This is a genomic window from Nocardia sp. NPDC055321 (assembly GCF_053645575.1).
On the sequence record NZ_JBSHMS010000039.1, the window covers coordinates 1 to 18,312 of the forward strand.

The window sequence follows — 18,312 nt, forward strand, 5'->3', positions numbered from 1 at the left end:
TTGAGGTGCTAGTGTCCTTAGGGACGTGGGGGTTCAAGTCCCCCTCTCGACACAGCAGGGCCCCAATTTCTCTGTAAAGCAGAGAAATTGGGGCCCTTTTCTGTCCGATCTTCTGAACCATGTCGATTGCCCGCGTCCGTCGGCAACGCGTGCCGGTTTTCGGAACATGCTGGACGGCAGGGTTCTGGAAGTCTTTCGGTATCAATCGCGCGCGAACTCCCGGATTCGGAAACATACGCCGTAAATGACCGGACGCAGTGCGATAGGCGGAATCGAATACGCGTCGAGGACAACAATTGTCGCGCACGTGATGCGCCGACGGGCAGTCGGCGCATCGGATTCCGGATAGAGATGCGTACGACGATGACCAGTGCCCCGGCCACTCCCCTCGCAGCACCGTTCGCTCGGCAGTTGGCCGGCTGGATCGCCGACTTCGCGCTCATCCTGGGTGTGGCGGCGTTGCTCGCCTGGGTTACGCACTACCGAACCACCGATTACCTGTCGAGCTGGCCGGAACTCACGCAGACCGGCGTACGCGATGTGCTCGGCTCGCGCGGTGATTGGGGCGGCGCCGGAAAGCAGTTCGGGACCGATGTCGTCCGGCAGGTCCTGATCTTCGTCATCCAGGCGTTCGTCGCCTTGATCGTGGTCACCTTCGCCTATCGGTTCGTGAGCCTGGCGTGGAAGGGCTGCACGGTGGGCAAGATGCTCGCTGATGTGCGGGTGGCCCCGAGGCTCCGCCCCGACAGCGGCCTCGGCACCTGGCCGGCGGTGGCGCGAGCGTTCGGGAGCACGATGACCGACGTCGGGATCTACTCGATCGCCTGCATCGCCCTGCTCGCCGGCGAGTTCGCCCTCTCCTTCGTGCTCTGGCTGGTCGCGGTGGGCGTCCTGACCGTGAACGCCGTCTTCCTGGCTGGCGCCGGCCGCCGGACGCTGATCGACAGACTGGCGGGCACGGTGGTGATCCGCGCGGGCCGGTATCAACGGTCCTGGGACGCGGCACGCGACAACGCCACGGTGCGGCGTGGAATCAGCACCGCGCGAAACGGATTGGGAACCGCCCAGTCCACGACCCGCGCGGTCCGGGAACAAGCGAGTCAACTCGCAGACAGCGATCGCCTCCAGCACCTGCTCGATTCCGACCGGGCGACCCAGATACGACAGCGCGGCCGCGATGTCGCCCGCCACACCGGGGAGTCGGCGCGCCAGGCGCTCGCGTCCGAACGTGGCCAACAGGCCCAGCGTGCGGCCAAACGGTTCAGCGCCGATGTCAAGAACGCCTACACCAAACGCCGCGATGGCGGCGACCACCGTCCGTGAGTCCCCGGATCGGCGGACGCTCGGCCAGCCCCCATTTCCATGGGGTTGAGCCAATTATGCTGCAGCATAATGATTCTCGGCAGCACCGAGCATTCGCTCGGCTGTTGGAGAAATAGAGAGCGCTAACGATGATGAAGAGATTCGCCGCCACCGCCGCCCTGCTGGTCGCGGGCCTGGGCGTGATCGCGGGACCGGCCGCCACGCAGGCTTCGGCCGACAGCAAGTTCGGCTGCAACTACCCGTACGTGTGCTTCTACAAGACCGGCAACGACGTCGCGACCAACCACCCCACGGCGATGTATCAGGACATGGGCTACTGGCAGACCCTCGGCCCGAACAGTCGTGGCGCCCTCCGCGTGGTCAACACCAGGAACGACGACGGTGCGCTGCTGAAGTTCTCCGACGGCTCGACCCAGTGCATCACCCCGAACTACGCGACGCTGCTGTACAAGACAGTCACCCAGATCAAGATCATGAACAACCCGAACTGCTGAGTGCATCTGGGTGCGGCAATGTCACGCTGTCGCACCCAGATGCGGTCGAGTGTCGGCAGCCCGGATCCTGCACTGAGCGCGGCTGTCTCGGCTTTCTGTGCCAAGTGCTTCGGTGTTCTCCATGGGAAGGACCGACCTGGCGCTGGCGCGCTGCTGTTCGCGCGTTGCCGGAGAGCGCGATTCCCGGTTGCCGGCACTGGTGGAGGCTGGGGTCAGCGGGTAAGGCCGCTCGCGGATGCTGTGCTACAGCATCCTTCGTGGGTCTGTTCAGCACCGCGGCCCCGCCAGTTGTCGAGTTTCGAGCGTTCTTCTGACGTCGGCGCTGCGTCCTCTTCCTTGAATTCGGCCTCACTTCAGCCTCGGCCCGCCCAGCGAGGATGGGTCCGGTGCTCGCCCACACCGCTGGGCGACCTGGGTGTCGTTGCCCTTTGGCACAATGCGGCCATGTCGAACTTGGTGCCGTCGGATCCGGAGAATTCCACGTCGTACGCCGAGTGGGTTCGGCAGTTCGATCCCGGCGTCGCCGACGCCGCCGAAAGGCTCAGCGAAGAGGCCCGGGGCACTGTGCACGGCACCGACAAACCGGGGGCGGTCGTGGACGCGCTGGCGCGGGAGGCCGAGCGCCTGCCCGAAGCGCATCGGCCCTGGTTCTGGGACACGGTGGGGCACTGGCTGAGTGCGCACACAGGTAGCTTCTGGTGGGGGAAGCGATTTCGCAGGGCCGCCGCAACCGCCTACGGTCGTGCGCGGGCCGCCGAGCGCGCGCATTTGCTGCCCGTGCACGTGGACTTCCATCGCGCGAACGCGCTGATCTTCGCCCGTGCCGGTGCGCTTCCGGCGGTTGAGATCGCGGCCCATCAGCGCTGGCTGGCCAACGTCGGGTCGGCGCACGAGGCACATCGGGACTTCACGGCCCTGCTCGTGGCGCTGGCCCAGGGTGGGGCGGCACTGGGCGCCGACATCCCGCGCCGGGTACGAGCCTCGGCCGAGGACGCCGGCCTCGGATACGGGGAGGACTCCCGCGTCCTGACGGCGGTGCTCGCGGCGTGCACCTCTGCCAAGGTGTCCGACGGCCTGCTCGACGGCGCGGCGAAGGTGTTCGCGCGAGTGCGGCCCTCCGACCCCGCGCCGCTGGTGGAATTGTTCCCCGAGACCGCCTCCACCGGTGCCGCGCTGCTGCGCATGCTCGACGCCGCCGGCGCGGTCGAGGTCATGGCCGCCGGAACCCTCACGCCCACGCGCGGATTGGCGGGCTGGGTGAGCCGCTTCTTCCACATGTACTGCTGTACCAAGGCGCGCTACGGCGGTGTGACCATCCAGCAGATGCCCGCCGAACTCTTCGACGTGGTCGAGCGGATCGGGCCGAGACTGGCCGAAGCCGGTGTGCCGGTGGATTTGTCGTCGGGCCGCTGGTTCGCCTACCTGGATGCCGACCTGGCCGATCTGCTGCTCGCCCACGGTGTCGGCATCGCGGGCGCGGACAAGGTCCAGATGCAATTCTGGGGCCCGGCTTCGCGCCGTGACCTGCGCGCACTCGCGGCCCACCCGGTCCTGGGCCGCAGACTCGAACGCGTCGTGCACGCCGATGCGCGGACCACCAGCACCGCGATCGGCCGACTGCCGGAGAACCCCGGCATCGAACGCGAGGTGCATGCCCGCATCGTCGCGGTGATGGATCGCGTGGCGGGCAACAGCCTGCTCGACGCCGAAGCCGCGATCGACGAACTCGACAAGCTGCTGGATCAGCCGACCATTCGGGCGCTCGACGGTATCGAGCAGGCACTGGAAAGTCTCGACGGCGTCGATCCCCTCCTGTGGACCCTGCGTGCGGGAATCCCGCACGAATTGTGCTGGCCCGCGCTGGATACCGCGATCGCCGAAGTGGGCGTGGTGCGGGGCGTGACCGCCACCTGGCCGATGCTCACCGTGTACGGCGACGACCGCGCGGTGGTGATAGACCCGCACGGGAAGATCGCCGACACCACGTTCACCCTGCCCCCGGACGTCGGAGGGCACGCGGTGTTCTACGCCGGTGGCGAGTTCTTGATCGGCTACGGCGAAATCCCGAAACCGGTGCCGCCGATCCGTTTCGCACCGGCGCTGCGCGTGCAGGAAGCGTTCTGGGCCAATGCGCCCGAGGAGCGATTCACCCCGGACACCGTGTGCGACTTCGCTCCCCTCGGGAACGGGTGCAGCGGCGATTTGGGCTACAGGTTCGCCACCCCGAACGGCCGGCTCGATGGCACCCACCTGCTGCGGCCCGGCGACCGCTACGGCGTCGGTGACTGCGACGGTCAGATGAGTGACGGTGTGCGGGTATGGAGTTCGAACGGTCTCCGCGCCGGATCAGGCGGTTGGGCCGAGATCGACCAGGCGACCGGCAACCGGGGTGAGTCGGCGCAGCTACCGGACTTCCACACCGAGAAGCCGCTGCCGCGCGGCAGGGTCCCGGCGTGGGATCTGCTGTCGTACGCACGGTTGCCCGCGGGGGTGACCGACTCGCCGCTGGGCGCGGTGGCCGGGCAGAGCGGATATCGCATCACCAGGAACGACCGGCGCGGCTACCCCGCGGATTTTGTAGTGGAGGGCATCGACGCCCGCCGGGCAGAGTTCGCGGGTGGGCCGAAACTGGGTGACCCGTGGGGCCTGGTCCGCATGCCCGAGGGCGGCGCCGAACTGGTCATGACCCGCGTCGGGTCGAATGTTCTCGGCCTGATGCGCGGCTACGACGCCGAGTCGCCGCTGTGGGAGGTCCGTTCGTTCCCCACCTGGCGATCGCAGGTCACCGGCGACCTGGCACGGCTGCCGATGTTCCCGCCCCCGGCCTTCTGGCATTTCCTCATCCCGCGCGATCCGGCCGGTTCCCGGGCGCTGCGGACCATCGACGTGGCGACGGTGCTTGCGCTGCTGGCCGGCATATCGCCGTCCGCGGTCACCGATCCCGTTCTCGCCGAGTCGATACGGGAGTTCGCCGATCGAGCCACGCGGCTGGTGCGCAAGCGGGAGATCATTTCCGCACGCGTGGCATCGGTCCGAGCCGGTGCGCTCGCCGCACCCCGGACACCGGTACCCGACTCCGAGCTGCTGCCCGCCCTGCTCGGGCTACTCGATCACGACTCGCGCTCGTACCCCGCGGTGGCGCCCGCGACCCTCACCGCCATCGTCGCGGACGGCCGTTTCCTGGCCGGGCAGATCGACGACACCGTCCGCCGCATGAGCCCGCCCGCTCCACCGCAGGACTGGACTCCCCTGCTCGGAAACATCGATGCGGTGGCCTGGCGCGCACTCAACGCCCGCACCCCGGACGCCGACCGCGCGGCGCTGATCGCGTTGCTGACCGAGTGGGCCGCACAGCCTTTCGCCCAACCCGGTGCCTGGCGGCTGGGGACGGCCCCGGCGGTCTCGGGCAACCGTACTGTCGCGGTGGGCAAGGGCTTCCTCCAGCCCGCGGACGCCGCGATTCCGCTCGATGCCACCGACGTCCGAACCGTCACGGTCACCCGGAACGATGCCGCCTACCTGACCACTGTCCTGGATCTGCTCGCGCGCAACGGTGTTCGCACCCCTGGCATGCCCGCCGTCCGGTTGTTCGTCGAGCGCACCGGCGTTCGTGAGCCCGTCGCTCGACTGGTGCTGGACGGCATGCCCCGTCGTGCCCACCTCGGCGGCGGATTCGCGACCATGGGCGCCGCGCATACCAAACTGGTCCGGACCAAGCCGTACGGTGCGAATTCCGAGGTTGCCGAGCAGTACGAGGAATACACCCGTCAGCTCGGATTCGAGGGCTGCCTGAGGCTGGTGGCCGCGGGTATGCCCGATGATCCCGCCGAATTGTGGAGCAAGGCGGGCGACCTGGCCGCCGCGGAGCGGATGGCCGCGGTGTGGACAGAGCTGCTGGGCACGCGACCTCGGGTGCCGGAGGATCTCACCGCCGAACTGGAGGCGGCCACCGGTCTGTCGTCGTACTACGCTCGGGCCCTTGCACATCCGGACAGCCCGGATGCCGCGCGAGATGACGTGTTGCTCGGTGCGCCGCGCTCCCGCCCGATGATCCTGGCCCGTTCGAACCGCTTCCGAAGCGTGGCGACAGCGGCGGTCTGGGCGCTGACCGAGCGTCCGGTCCACGACCCCGCCTGCCGTGGAGCCACCGAGCTGTTCGAACGGATTCGAGCGGGACTGCGCGCACCGGATACCCGGGTCTGCCCCGGCTATTTCATGCTCACCGCAGCGCATTTCGGACCGGAGCGCTATGCCTCGGCCCCGGTTGGCAGCACCGTCTACGACGACGGACTGCTCATCGTCGACGGCGCGATCCGGCTCGTGCAGCCGATACTGCGGACGGCCGCGCTGCTGGACCCCGAGCGGGTCGACCACACGCTCGCGACCTGCGCGACCCACGGCTACACGAAACTCGCGGACGCGATCCGCCGCGAACTCGCGATGATCTCCGGCCTCAAGGTGATCATCGACCGCGCCGCCACGACCCCGGTAGCTCCCGGGCACTACGAGGCCGATCCGCGTCAGAGCGTGCCCGACCTGGTCGAACACGTCCGCGCGCAGACCGGAACGGGCGAGGATGCCGCCACGCTCCTGCTGCAATTGCTCACCCTGGCCCGCCCCACCGATCGCAACATCCGCCGCTGGAACGACTGGACGACAGCCCGCCACAAGCAGGCTCAGGCCGAACTCCTCGCCGGGGGCCTGATCGTCGAAGACCGCCGTTCCCGCGCCGGACGCACGGCGTTCATCCCCGGCGGCTGGGCCGACAAGCTGACCAAACCCCACCTGCCGCTGGAGTCGGCGAAACTGCCCCGTTACCTCATCGAAGTCGGCTACGAGGAGATCCTCGGCCCCTACGACGTGATCCTGCCGCCGCGCCCCCTGCACGAAATGTTCGCCGACGCTTGGGCATTCCGCGACAGGTAGGGCGCCCGCCGGTCCGGACCGCCGGCAGTGCGCGGTTCACTGGGTCAGCCGATCGGCTGACCCGGCTGTCAGCCGATCCGCTCGGGTATCGCAGCCGCCGCGCCGATTCGCAGTCGCGACCGGACTCGCAGTATGGAGGTCATGAACCCTCCCTCGGGCGATCAAGCAGCGGATATGAGCGCAGGGCGCCGGCGCTCGCGCGAACTTCGCCTCGCCATCGCCGTGCTGTCCGGCGCCATCGTGCTGGGCGCCTGCGCGGCCGATCCCGGCGCAGGGGTTACCGAGAACCGCTCCGTACCAAGCGAAGCCGCCACGCAGTCGCGCGAATCAAATGCCCCCGCGAATGAACCGGGCCGGGTTGCCCCCGAATCCGCGCCCGCCCCGATCGACATCCCCGTCGCCCAGAACCGAGCCCTGTTGTCCGCGACAGTGTCAGGCGACCCCGCCGCGGTCCGCGCCGCCCTCACCGACGGCGCTCAGGTCGACACCCGCGACACCGCGGGCCGGACCCCGCTGATGCTCGCGGTCCTGTCCGACGACCTCCCGGTCGCCCGCGTCCTCCTGGAATTCGGCGCCGACCCCGACGCCCGCGACGCCCGCGGCGAAACCCCGTGGGTCAACACCGGCGTCACCGGCAGCGTCCCCATGATGGAGGCCCTGCTCCCCGCGCACCCCGACCTCACGCTGCCCAACCGTTTCGGCGGTAACGCGCTGATCCCCGCCGCCGAGAAGGGCCATCTGAACTACGTGCGGGAGGTGCTCCGGCAGACCGACATCGACATCGATCACGTCAACGACCTGGGCTGGACCGCGCTCCTGGAGGCCGTCTACTACGGCGACGGCGGCCCCCGCTACCGCGACATCGTCCAGGTGCTGGTGGACAACGACGCCGACCTCACGATCCGGGACGCCAACGGCCGCACCGCTTTCGACCACGCCGTTCGCCGCGGCTTCGACGACATCGCGGCCCTCGTGAACCCCCACTGACGCAATCCCTTAGCCTCGATAACTATGCGGATCTTTCTGGCGGGCGCCAGCGGCGTCCTGGGCACCCATCTGGTGCCGCTCCTGGTGGCCGCGGGTCACGAGGTCGCGGGCATGACCCGGTCCCCCGCCAAGGCCGGCCCGCTCGCCGCCGCCGGCGCGACCCCCGTGGTGTGCGATGCCTTCGACGCGCCGGCGTTGACCGCGGCGGTCGTCGCGTACGCCCCCGACCTGGTCATGCACCAGCTCACCGACCTGCCCGACAGCGCCGCCGATCTCCCCGCCGGCCGCGCCGCCAACGCCCGCATCCGCCACGAAGGGACCGCGAACCTGCTGTCCGCCGCCCGCGCCGCGGGCGCGTCCCGCTTCATCGCCCAGAGCGTCGCGTGGGAGATGATGGGCGAGGGCCAGGCCGCCAAGGAGTTCCTGGAGTCCGCCGTCCTGGCGGCGGGCGGGGTGGTGATGCGCTACGGCCAGTTCCACGGCCCCGCAACCTATTACCCCGACACCGTGCCCCCGGACCCACGAATCGCGTTGTCGGAAGCCGCTGTCCGCACGGCACGCTCCCTCGAACTCCCGTCCGGCAGCTACGAGATCACCGACCGGACGACCTCCCCCTAGCTGTGGTTCGCGGCCGCACCCCGTCCGTGTGATGATCATGAATCGATACCACCGAGGGCAGGAGCGAGGAGCCCGATGAGCGCGCGTGCCTACGATGCGGTGCTCTGCGATATCGACGGAGTGCTTCGGATCTGGCCCCCGGCCGACGATATCGAGCACGAAAACCGGCTTGCGCCAGGCACACTCGCCGCGATTGCGTTCGCACCCGAGCGGCTGGTCCCGGCGATCACCGGCGAAGTCACCGACGAGCACTGGCGGGCGGCCACCGCCACCGCCGTCGCGGAAGTCTGCGGCTCGGCCGAACGGGCTCGTGCGGCCGTCGCCACGTGGTCGCGACTCGAACCCGAGGTGGATGCCGAGGCCGTGACCCTCCTGCGCGCCGCCCGCGTCCTCGTGCCGATCGCGCTCGTCTCCAACGGAACCACGCGCCTGGAACGGGACCTCGCCCGCCAGGGCCTGCACGACGTGGCGGATGCCCTGATCAACACCGCTCGAATCGGTTTCATCAAACCCGACCCTCGCGTGTATCGGATCGCGAGCGAGAGAGTCGGTGTCCCCCTGCACCGCTGCCTGTTCGTAGACGACTCCGAGCCCAACGTCACCGCGGCCCGCGAACTCGGTATGCCCGCCGTCCACTTTCGCACGATCGCGGATCTCCGCGATGCTCTCGGCCCGCTGCCCGCTCTCCCGGAAACGTCGTCGCCGACGTTTTCTCACGCCGCGCGCAGCGCCTCGCGGATCTTGCCGGCCATCGCGACCACCGCCGGGCTGGGCGTTCCGTGATGCACCCCGAGCGCGGCGTCCACGGCGACCAGCACGGTCGCCCGGAAGTTCTCGGCCTCGGCCGCATCCAGCTGCTCGAGCACGGCCACGGCCGAACTCAGCGCGGGCAGGATCTGATCGGCCAGCGCCGCGACGGTCCGGCCGGGCAACTCGATATCCTTGGTCTTCCCGGCGAGCACGTGCCCGACCAGGCCGGTCGCCGAGTACAGCGCGTAGCTTCCCTGCACGGAAGCCCTGTGCGGCTTGCCTTTTCCGTCGGCGGCGGCGATGAGCGCGACGGCCCCGAACGCGGCGGTCCGGATGGTGGCCTTGTCCTGGTCGGTGAGGGTGGCGGTGATGGTCATGATGTCGTCCTTCGACTCGTCTCGTTCGGTTCGGCGTATCTCCTGTGTGCCGAACCGCTTACGAGAAGAACCTTCGCGCCCCGCGCTGACAGCCCACTGACCGCGCGCTGACACCCCCGCTGACAGGGCCCTGACACCCGCGCACGACCGGTGCTAGTCCTCGCGAACCTGCCAGCCGCCGCGGCGCAGCCGGTCCAGCCCGCGATCGAGCATCGCCCGGCCGGGGGCGTCCCGATTTCTCCATATCGACCAATTGACGTAGATCAGCAGGCCAACCGACAGGTAGTGCCGATCGTTGTCGGACGAGCCGAAGTCGGGGTACGCGCGCAGTTGAAACGGCGGGCCGAACGTCGAATCGCGGGGACCCGTCCAGACACCGTCGGGTCGGCGCTCGATCGGGACCTTCCGATTCCGGAAGCGGTTGTCGGCGTCATCCACCACGACGTGGTCGCCGATGGGAGGGACCAGCGACTCCGGCAGCAAGGCCATGGTGTCGAGCACCTGCATGCCCGTCCAGGACACCCACTCGCCCTCGTTCAGCTCGCACGGCGCGTCGAACAGGGCGTCGACCACCGACAGCATGGTCGCCTCATCGACCGTGTCGACAATTTCCGAATCACCGTGCTCCCGAACCGATTCCGGTTCCCAGTAACCAGGCTCCGGATGACTGTCGGTCTCGAACCAGAGCCCGTCCGAGTCCTCGGTGACGCGCCGGAGGAGCCCGAAGTCCAAGGGCCGGAAGAAATCCCGGCACAGCTCGCCGATCCCGGCCACCGTCAACCTCGCGGCCTCCCTGGCGCATTCGGCCGGCGTGATACCGCCCCGGGCATCCCACTCGAATTCCAGATCCGCGTGGATGAACCGGCCCGAGGTGTAGATGTAATGACCGGAATGTTCGATTTCCCGCATGGGAGGAGATGCTGCCCGCCGAGTCCGGTGTCGGCGATCGAATATTCGTGCCGTCCCCGCGTCCCGAGGCCAAGCCCGCCGCGCTGCCGGCCGATTGACTCCACGCCGACAGTAAACGGTACTGTCAGTAACAGAAACTGTGGAGGTGGGCATGGACAGGGTGACCGGCATCGAGCGGGCCATCGGCGTGATCAACCGAACCCGGCGGCGCAACGCCCGCCCGTTCGACCCGGCCACGCCGATGTCCCCGCCGAGCGGACGCCGGCGCAACTGGGCGCACTACGGCGTCATGGTCCCCGGCCTCGCCGCACCGCACCGTTTCTTCGGCGTCATGTCGATTCTCGGCACGCCGGGTGTGGCGATCTTCGCCAACGACCACGCCATCACCTCCACCCCGGCCGACACCGTCTACCTGAGTTCGGCGACCGGATCGATGACCGGCGGGCAGTTTCTGGTGCGCGAGATCGACCGCGACTGTGAGTTCCGTTCCGACGGAACACGTTTGAAGTTCGGCGACGAGCTCGTCATCGAGGGTGAATACCCGAAGTTCGCCCTGCGCCGCCGCCATCCCGAGATCGAGGTCGACCTCGAGATCGACGCCACGGACGTGGTGTCGCATTTCGCCCACGTCCCGGGTCTGTACGACCACTGGAGCGTGCTCGCCCGCGCTCGCGGCAGCATCACCGACCGGCACGGCGCCGTCCCGATCGACACCCTGTGCACGGTCGAATACGCCACCGGCGTCGGCGTGCACAGCGTTCTCCCGGGCACCCGAGCCACCCTGCCGGTGCCGTTCTTCACCTACCACGTGCTCAACATCGACGAACGGACCCAGGTGCTGCTCGTGCAGGTGCTGGGGCCGGCGGGTCTGCCGATCCAGCGCCGGGTGTACGTGCGCGGGCTCGACGACCACGGGACCGTCCACACCCGCGGCTTCGAGTTCACGGTCGACCGGCACCTGGATCAGCCCACGCCGACCGGCACGACCATGCGCCTGCCCGAGCACCTGCGCTGGCGAGTCCTGGACGACCGCGGCGAGGTGCTGATCTCCATCGCGGGCGCGGCCAACCACGACTACAGCTACGGGCTGGGGGCGGGGTTCGTGGGCAGTTACGACTACGTGGGGAGCTTCCGGGGGGCTCCTATCGCGGGGACCGCGTATATGGAGTACATCGACAGAAGGTGAGAGTGCGAATTTTCGTGCGCGATCCACTCCCTCGTGGCAGGAACCCGCCGCGAGCAGCGCGATTGTGCACGAAAATTCGTCCCGAAAACCTTTTGCCTCCGATTACCAGCCATTGCTACCCTTCCCCCCGACCGTGAACCGGACCAAGGAGGTGATACCCGTGAACGCAGTATCGACATGGGTGCTCCCCTCCGGAGTCATGGTCGGGCGATAGGTCGTCCGGGAGCGCCACGCACTCCCGAAAGGCACGACCATGCACTTCATTTCCGAGAACCGGCTCGATGGCGTCATCGAGCGTGAGTTCACCCTCGGCGAGATCCCCGGCATCCTGTGGACTCCCGACAACGATTCCGAACCGAGGCCGTTGATCCTCATCGGCCACCCCGGCGGACTGCGGGCGATGTACCCGCGACTGGCGGGACGGGCCCGGGACACGGTCGCCGCCGGATACGCCGCGGCCACCCTCGAACTGCCCGGGGCCGGTGACCGCCCGCGGTCGGCCGCCGCCGACCGCGCCCGCGCCGACCTGCGCGCGGCACTGAGCACCGGACGACCGGTGACCGACGGCATCGTCGACCGCCTGGTCCTGCCCCTGGTCGACCAGGCCGTCCCGGAATGGCGAGCCCTGCTCGACGTCCTTCTCGACCGGCCCGAAATCCGCGGCCCGGTCGGCTATTCCGGCGGTGTCATCGCGATCGGCATGCGCCTGGCGCTGGTCGAACCGCGCATCGCCGCCGCCGTGCTGTTCGCGGGCAGCTACGTGCCGCGCTCGATGTTCGAGGAGGCCGCCCGGGTCAGCATCCCGCTGCAGGTGCTGCTGCAGTGGGACGACGAGGGCAACGACCGGCAGCTCGCGCTGGATCTGTTCGACGCCTTCGGCTCCGAACAGAAGACCCTGCACGCCAACATGGGCGGGCACACCGGCGTCCCGGCGTTCGAGGGCCCGTCGGGCAACGCCTTCTTCGCCCGGCACCTGTTGCGAGAGTGACGATTCCGTCCGGATGAGCGACCGGCGGCGGGCAGTGACCCGCCGCCGGTCGGCCCGCACCCCTACCGCGCGGGCGTGCCGACGTCCTCCCCCACGTACGCCGCCCAGAGTCGCCGGTACGGCCCGTCTTCCACGAGCAACTCCGCGTGCCGCCCGACCTGCAACAGCCTGCCCTCACCCACGACCACGATCACATCGGCGTCGGCGGCCGTGGCGAGCCGGTGCGCCACCACCACCGTGGTGCGCCCGGCGGTCAGCACATCCACCGCCGCGCGAACGCGGGCGTCGGTCGCCAAATCCAGCGACGCGGTCGCCTCGTCGAGAATGAGGATGTCGGGTTCGACGAGTTGCGCCCGGGCCAGCGCCAGTAGCTGCCGCTGACCGGCGGACAGGCTCGCGCCGTGCGCGCCGATGGGCTGGCGGTACCCGTGCTCGAGCGCGGCGATCATCTCGTGCGCGCCGACGGCCCGCGCCGCCCATTCGATGTCGGCGGGTGTGGCGCCGGGTTTGCCGTAGGCGATGGCCGAGTGCACGGTGTCACCGAACAGGAACGGTTCCTGCGGCACCACGCCCAGGCGCTTGCGATAGTCGCGCAGCCCGTAGTCGCGCACGTCTACTCCGTCGACGAACACCGCCCCCGCGCTGGTGTCGTACAGTCGCGCAAGCAGTTTCACCAGCGTGGACTTGCCGGCGCCGGTCTCGCCGACCACCGCGACCTTCTGTCCCGGCTCGATCCGCAGATCGATACCGGACAGCACCCGCTTGCCCGCGGGGTCGTAGGCGAACCCCACGTCGCGGAACTCGATCTCGCCCGCGAGCCGCTCCACCGCGATCGCGTCGTCGGCATCGGGGGTGGCGATGGGCTCGCGCATGAGCACGGCCAGCCGCTCCACGCCCACCACCGCCTGCTGGTAGCTGTCGAACACCTGCGACAGCTGCTGAATCGGCGCGAAGAGCAGATCGATGTACAGCAGGAACGCGATGAGCGTGCCCGCGGTGATCGCGTCGTCGCGCACCTGGTGCACACCGACCGCCAGCACCGCCACGGTCGCGATCACCGACATGATCTCCACGAACGGGAAGAAGATCGCCATCAACGTCTGGCTGTGCAGCCGAGCCTGCCGGTAACCCCAGGAGCGACGCTCGAATTCGCGCTGGTTGACCGCCTCGCGGCGATAGGCCTGGGTGACGGCGATCGTGTCGACGTTCTCCTGCAGGTAGGCGTTCGCCGCGCTGACCTGTTCACGCGCCAGGTTGTACGCGGGCACCGAGGCCCGCCGGAACCAGACGGTCGCCGCCACCAGCACCGGCAACAGCGGCACGATCACCAGCGCCAGCCCCGGATCGATGATCACCAGCGCCACCAGCACCCCGGCGATGGTGAGCGAGCTGGTCAGGGCGACCGCGAGCCCGGTCTGCAGGAACGTGGAGAGCCCGTCCACGTCGGTGATCATGCGAGTCATGATGCGGCCGGACAGTTCTCGTTCGTAGAACTGCAATCCGAGGCGCTGCAACTGCGCGAACACCTTCACCCGCAGCCCGTACAGCAGCCGCTCGCCCGCTCGCCCGGTCACCCGCACCTGCGCGACGGTGATCGCCCAGTCGACCGCGACCACCAGCAGCGCGAGCGCCGCCGCGATCAGCAGCACGTCGCGCGCGCCGGCGAGCACGCCGTGGTCGATGCCGTAGCGCACCAGGAACGGGATCAGGATCTGCGCGAGCGCGTCCAGGGCCACCAGCCCGAGCCCTGCCAGCAGCGGCAGCGCGAACGGCCGGAGCAGCCCGCGCAGATCGAACGCCGTGTCCGGGGTGTGGGAGAAGTGTTCGGGTACTTCGGGTTCCCCGGTCACCGGCGGCAACCGGTCGATCAGCGCCCGCACGTCGCCGCTGGGCGGCGCACTCGACACGATCCCGCCGCCGGCGTTCGCGCCCATGGGCCCCGGCGCGCCTGCGGCCCGCTGGGAGAACGCCTTCGCCATCTGCTCCAGGGTGCGCGATTCGTCCCCGTCGGCTTCGGTGTGCGCCCACAGGCCCGCGGTGGCAGCGCCGCGCTCGGCGCCGTCGAGATCGTCGCCGATGCCGACCGGATCGGGCGGGGTGAACAGGGCCCGGAAGAGCTCACCGGACCGCTGCAGCTCGGGCAGCGTGCCGAGTTCGGCGATCCGCCCGCCGTCCAGCACCGCGACGCGATCGGCCAGCGCCAGGGTCGACATGCGGTGGGCCACCACGATGGTGGTGCGCCGCCGCACCTCGGCCGCGATCCGCGCGAAGATCTGCTCCTCCACCTGCGCGTCGATGGCCGAGGTCGCATCGTCGAGCACCAGGATCGGCGCATCGGTGACCAGGGCGCGCGCCAGCGCCAGGCGCTGGCGCTGTCCACCCGAAAGCCGTTGCCCGCGTTCGCCGATCATGGTGTCGAGGCCCTCGGGCAGGGCCGCGACGAACTCCTCGGCCGCGGCCAGGCGCAGCGCGTGCCAGACCTGCTCGTCCGTCGCGTCCGGCACACCGTAGGCGACGTTGGCGCGCACGGTGTCGGCCATGAGCGAGGGATCCTCGAACACCATGGCGACCCGCGCCCGCAGATCCGGGATCTCGCGAATATCGGTGTCGTCCAGCAGAATCCGGCCCGCGTCCGGATCGAACAGGCGGGGCAGCAGCTGCACCAGCACCGACTTGCCCGATCCCGCGGTGCCGGCGATGGCGACCGTCTCCCCAGGTTCGACCACCAGATCCAGCCCGTCGAGCACCGGCGGCTGGTCCTCGAACGCGAAACGCACGCCCCGGAACTCGATCCGATGCACGTGTTCGGAATCGACCGGTGCGCCCCTGTCCTCGACGTGCGCCTTCGCCGTGCGACTCGCTGCCGTTCCGGCACCGGGTGCTGCCCCCGCGGATTCGGCCGCGACCGGCGTCTCGATCACCTCGCGCACGCGGTCCAGCGACGCCCGACCCTGCTGGCTCACGGTGAGCAGCATCGAGAACATGCGAATCGGGTGCACGAACGAACCGAGATAGGTCATGAACGCCAGGAACGTGCCCAGCGTGATCGACTGCCCCAGCGCCAGCAATCCGCCCACGATGAGCACCAGCGCCTGTCCCACCGCCGGAATCGTCTGCAGCGCAGGGACATACCGGCTCGTAATCCGCGTGATCCGCAGCCGCGACCGGTACAGATCCCGCGCCGACGCCGCCAGCCCCGCCAGCTCGTGCGACTCCTGACCGAACCCCTTCACCACACGAACGCCGGTCACCGCGGCCTCCACGCGCATGGCGACCTCGGCCGCCCGCGCCTGCGCGTCCCAGTTGGCGGGGAACAACTCGCGCTGACTACGCCGGGTGATGAACCACAGCGCCGGAATCACCAGCAGGGCAATGGCGGTCAGCGCCGGGGACATGGTCGCCATCAGGGTCAGCGAGACCGCCAGCAGCACCGCGTTGCCGCCGACCATCGGAACCAGCTGCAGGAACATCTGAATCAGCGTCACGTCGGTGATCGCCCGGCTGACCACCTGCCCGGTGTACAGCCCCGAGCGCTGCCGCCCGTTGAGCCGCAGCAGCGCCGCGAACAGATCCCGGCGCAGATCGTGCTGCACGTCCAGCGACAACCGCGAGGACCCGGTTCGCCGCGCGTAACTGGCGATGAACCGCCCGACCCCCACCGCGAGCAGCAGTAGCGCCCACGGCAGCACCGAGGCCGCACCCACGGTGAGCGTGTCGACCACGTGCCGCACGATCAACGGCAGTGCGGCCGTGGCGATCGCGGCCAGCACCGCACCCACGACGGTGGCGACCACGGTGCGCCGATGCGCACCGCACCGCCGCAGCAGATACCGAATCCACCCCGTTCCGGTGTCCGTCCCGCCCGCGCCCGGGTCGGGCTCGTCCAGGTGCGAGTCGCTCCGCATCCGCTCGCCGCTCACTCTCGCGGAGTCCGCGACGACCTCGGGCAGTACGCTCGCCGCCGCTATCCCTGCCCCGGAACTCCTGATCGCCTCCGCGTCACCGGCCCCCGAACCCGGTTCTCCGACAGCTGTCTTCGTCACACCAACTCACCAACTTTCGCACCCGAGAAGGTGCTGCTATCCGAAACCGAGCCACCCGGCCCGACGTACTCGCCCCGTGTGCCTTCGGCTTTCGGCCCCGCCCGCGGCCCGCCCCCGAAACCGGCGGCACCTCCCACGACCTCGCCGGCACGCCACCCACCGCGCGGGAACCGCACATCGGACCCCAGCCGCCGCCCGGGCACATCCCTCAGCTCCGGCGGCCGCGCACCGTCGCCACCGATCAACTCGACCGGACATCGTTCCAGCGCCCCGGAACTCCCCGTCCCCGGAAACGCCGAAGCCGCGGCCTCCGAAACGGAGACCGCGGTGTCGAAACAGTCGGAGTCCGAACTCATCCGGCGACCGCGAGCGGTTCGGCGACCGGCGGCGCGAGATCGTACTGGTTCTCCGGTCGATCCAGCCCGTAGTGTCCGCGCAGCGTCGACTCGCTGTACTCGGTGCGGAACAGCCCGCGCTGCTGCAGGATCGGCACGACCTCCTCGACGAAGCGGTCCAGCCCCGAGGGCAGCACGGCGGGCATGATGTTGAACCCGTCGGCGGCCCCGCGCGTGAACCACTCCTCGATGACGTCCGCGACCTGCACCGCGGTGCCGGCGAAGGTCTTGTGCCCGCGCCCGCCGCCGAGCCGCCCGATGAGCTGGCGCAGCGTGAGGTTCTCGCGCCGGGCGAGATTCACGATCAGCGTGAACCGGCTCTTGGCGCCCTGGATCTCGTCCTCGGACGGCAGATCGTCGGGCAGTTGGCTGTCCAGGTCGAGGTCCTCCACCGGGATCCCCCACACCTTGGCCAGCTGCCGCTTGGCGTATTCGGGCGAGATGAGCCGCTCGAGCTCGGCGTCGAGTTCGCGGGCGTGCTCCTCGGTGTCGCCGATGACGGGCACGATGCCGGGCAGGATCTTGATCGACTCGGGATCGCGACCGAACGCCACCGCCCGGCGCTTGACGTCGCGGTAGAACTCCAGCCCGTCCTCGAGGGTCTGCTGCGCGGTGAACACGGCCTCGGCGTAGCGGGCCGCGAACTCCTTGCCGTTCTCCGACGAACCCGCCTGCACCAGAACGGGATACCCCTGCGGCGACCGCGGCAGGTTCAGCGGTCCGGCGACCTTGAAGAACCGGCCCTCGTGGTCGATGGCCCGCACCTTGGCCGAATCGGTGTGCACCCCCGACTCCTTGTCGGCCAGCACCGCGTCATCGGCCCAGCTGTCCCACAGCTTGGTCGCGACCTCGACGAACTCCGCCGCCTTCTCGTAGCGCAGCTTGTGGTCCGGCACGTCGTCGAGCCCGAAGTTGCGGGCCGCGTCCGCCCCGGCGGTGGTGACGATGTTCCAGCCGACCCGCCCGTTGGACACCCAGTCGACCGAGGCGAAGCGCCGCGCCAGGTTGAACGGATCGTTGTAACTGGTGGAGGCGGTGGCGATGAGCCCGATGCGCGAGGTCTGCACGGCGATGGCGGTCAGCAGCACGGTCGGCTCGAGCTTGCCGCTGGGCCGGCGGCCGGTGTCACCGAACAGCACGGGGCTGTCGGCGAAGAAGATGGAGTCCAGTTTGCCGCGCTCGGCGATCTGGGCCAGGTGCACGTAGTGCTCGATCTTGGTGTTCGAGTACGGGTCCGATTCCGGCAGCCGCCACGACGCCTCGTGGTGGCCGGTGGACATCAGGAACGCGTTGAGGTGCAACTGTTTCGACATGGG

Annotated in this window: 12 protein-coding genes; 8 read left to right on the forward strand and 4 right to left on the reverse strand. The window is 69.4% G+C overall.

Features of this window, described 5'->3' with window-relative positions:
* The first annotated feature begins 363 nt into the window (after nt 1-363).
* The 6 genes from ACWIGI_RS37785 to ACWIGI_RS37810 all read left to right on the forward strand — a co-directional run bounded on the left by ACWIGI_RS37785 (nt 364) and on the right by ACWIGI_RS37810 (nt 9,131).
* Nucleotides 364-1,323 (forward strand): RDD family protein, encoded by a 960-nt coding sequence (locus tag ACWIGI_RS37785; RefSeq protein WP_454208398.1) that lies wholly within the window; start codon nt 364-366, stop codon nt 1,321-1,323.
* A 128-nt stretch (nt 1,324-1,451) separates the two neighbouring features.
* Complete coding sequence (locus ACWIGI_RS37790) at nt 1,452-1,817, forward strand: hypothetical protein (protein ID WP_454208399.1); 366 nt, start codon at nt 1,452-1,454, stop codon at nt 1,815-1,817.
* Between the two features lie 444 nt (nt 1,818-2,261).
* On the forward strand, nt 2,262-6,743 hold the full coding sequence (locus ACWIGI_RS37795) for a hypothetical protein (RefSeq protein WP_454208400.1): 4,482 nt from the start codon (nt 2,262-2,264) through the stop codon (nt 6,741-6,743).
* Nucleotides 6,744-6,917: 174 nt separating this feature from the next.
* On the forward strand, nt 6,918-7,730 hold the full coding sequence (locus ACWIGI_RS37800) for an ankyrin repeat domain-containing protein (protein ID WP_454208401.1): 813 nt from the start codon (nt 6,918-6,920) through the stop codon (nt 7,728-7,730).
* 24 nt (nt 7,731-7,754) lie between these two features.
* Nucleotides 7,755-8,348: an NAD-dependent epimerase/dehydratase family protein gene (locus ACWIGI_RS37805; RefSeq protein WP_454208403.1), complete on the forward strand. Its 594-nt coding sequence runs from the start codon at nt 7,755-7,757 to the stop codon at nt 8,346-8,348.
* A gap of 75 nt (nt 8,349-8,423) precedes the next feature.
* Complete coding sequence (locus ACWIGI_RS37810; protein ID WP_454208404.1) at nt 8,424-9,131, forward strand: HAD-IA family hydrolase; 708 nt, start codon at nt 8,424-8,426, stop codon at nt 9,129-9,131.
* Here the strand turns inward: ACWIGI_RS37810 and ACWIGI_RS37815 are convergent.
* Both ACWIGI_RS37815 and ACWIGI_RS37820 read right to left on the reverse strand, forming a co-directional pair.
* The gene (locus ACWIGI_RS37815) at nt 9,062-9,475 is read right to left on the reverse strand and encodes a hypothetical protein (protein ID WP_454208405.1); all 414 of its coding nucleotides are present in this window, start codon (nt 9,473-9,475) and stop codon (nt 9,062-9,064) included. The two genes, ACWIGI_RS37810 and ACWIGI_RS37815, sit on opposite strands and share 70 nt — an antisense overlap.
* Nucleotides 9,476-9,628: 153 nt before the next feature.
* Nucleotides 9,629-10,384, reverse strand: a complete 756-nt coding sequence (locus ACWIGI_RS37820; RefSeq protein ID WP_454208406.1) for a hypothetical protein — start codon at nt 10,382-10,384, stop codon at nt 9,629-9,631.
* A gap of 151 nt (nt 10,385-10,535) precedes the next feature.
* Between ACWIGI_RS37820 and ACWIGI_RS37825 the strand changes: the two genes are divergently transcribed.
* Together ACWIGI_RS37825 and ACWIGI_RS37830 are read left to right on the forward strand one after the other, a co-directional pair.
* A complete protein-coding gene (locus ACWIGI_RS37825; RefSeq protein WP_454208407.1) occupies nt 10,536-11,570 on the forward strand; it encodes a DUF6670 family protein in 1,035 nt (344 codons plus the stop codon).
* Between the two features lie 253 nt (nt 11,571-11,823).
* Nucleotides 11,824-12,558: a dienelactone hydrolase family protein gene (locus ACWIGI_RS37830; RefSeq protein ID WP_454208408.1), complete on the forward strand. Its 735-nt coding sequence runs from the start codon at nt 11,824-11,826 to the stop codon at nt 12,556-12,558.
* Nucleotides 12,559-12,620: 62 nt separating this feature from the next.
* Here ACWIGI_RS37830 and ACWIGI_RS37835 read toward each other — a convergent pair whose 3' ends face one another.
* A complete protein-coding gene (locus tag ACWIGI_RS37835; RefSeq protein WP_454208409.1) occupies nt 12,621-16,601 on the reverse strand; it encodes an ABC transporter ATP-binding protein in 3,981 nt (1,326 codons plus the stop codon).
* A 352-nt stretch (nt 16,602-16,953) separates the two neighbouring features.
* On the reverse strand, nt 16,954-18,309 hold the full coding sequence (locus ACWIGI_RS37840; protein WP_454208410.1) for an LLM class flavin-dependent oxidoreductase: 1,356 nt from the start codon (nt 18,307-18,309) through the stop codon (nt 16,954-16,956).
* Nucleotides 18,310-18,312: the final 3 nt, after the last annotated feature.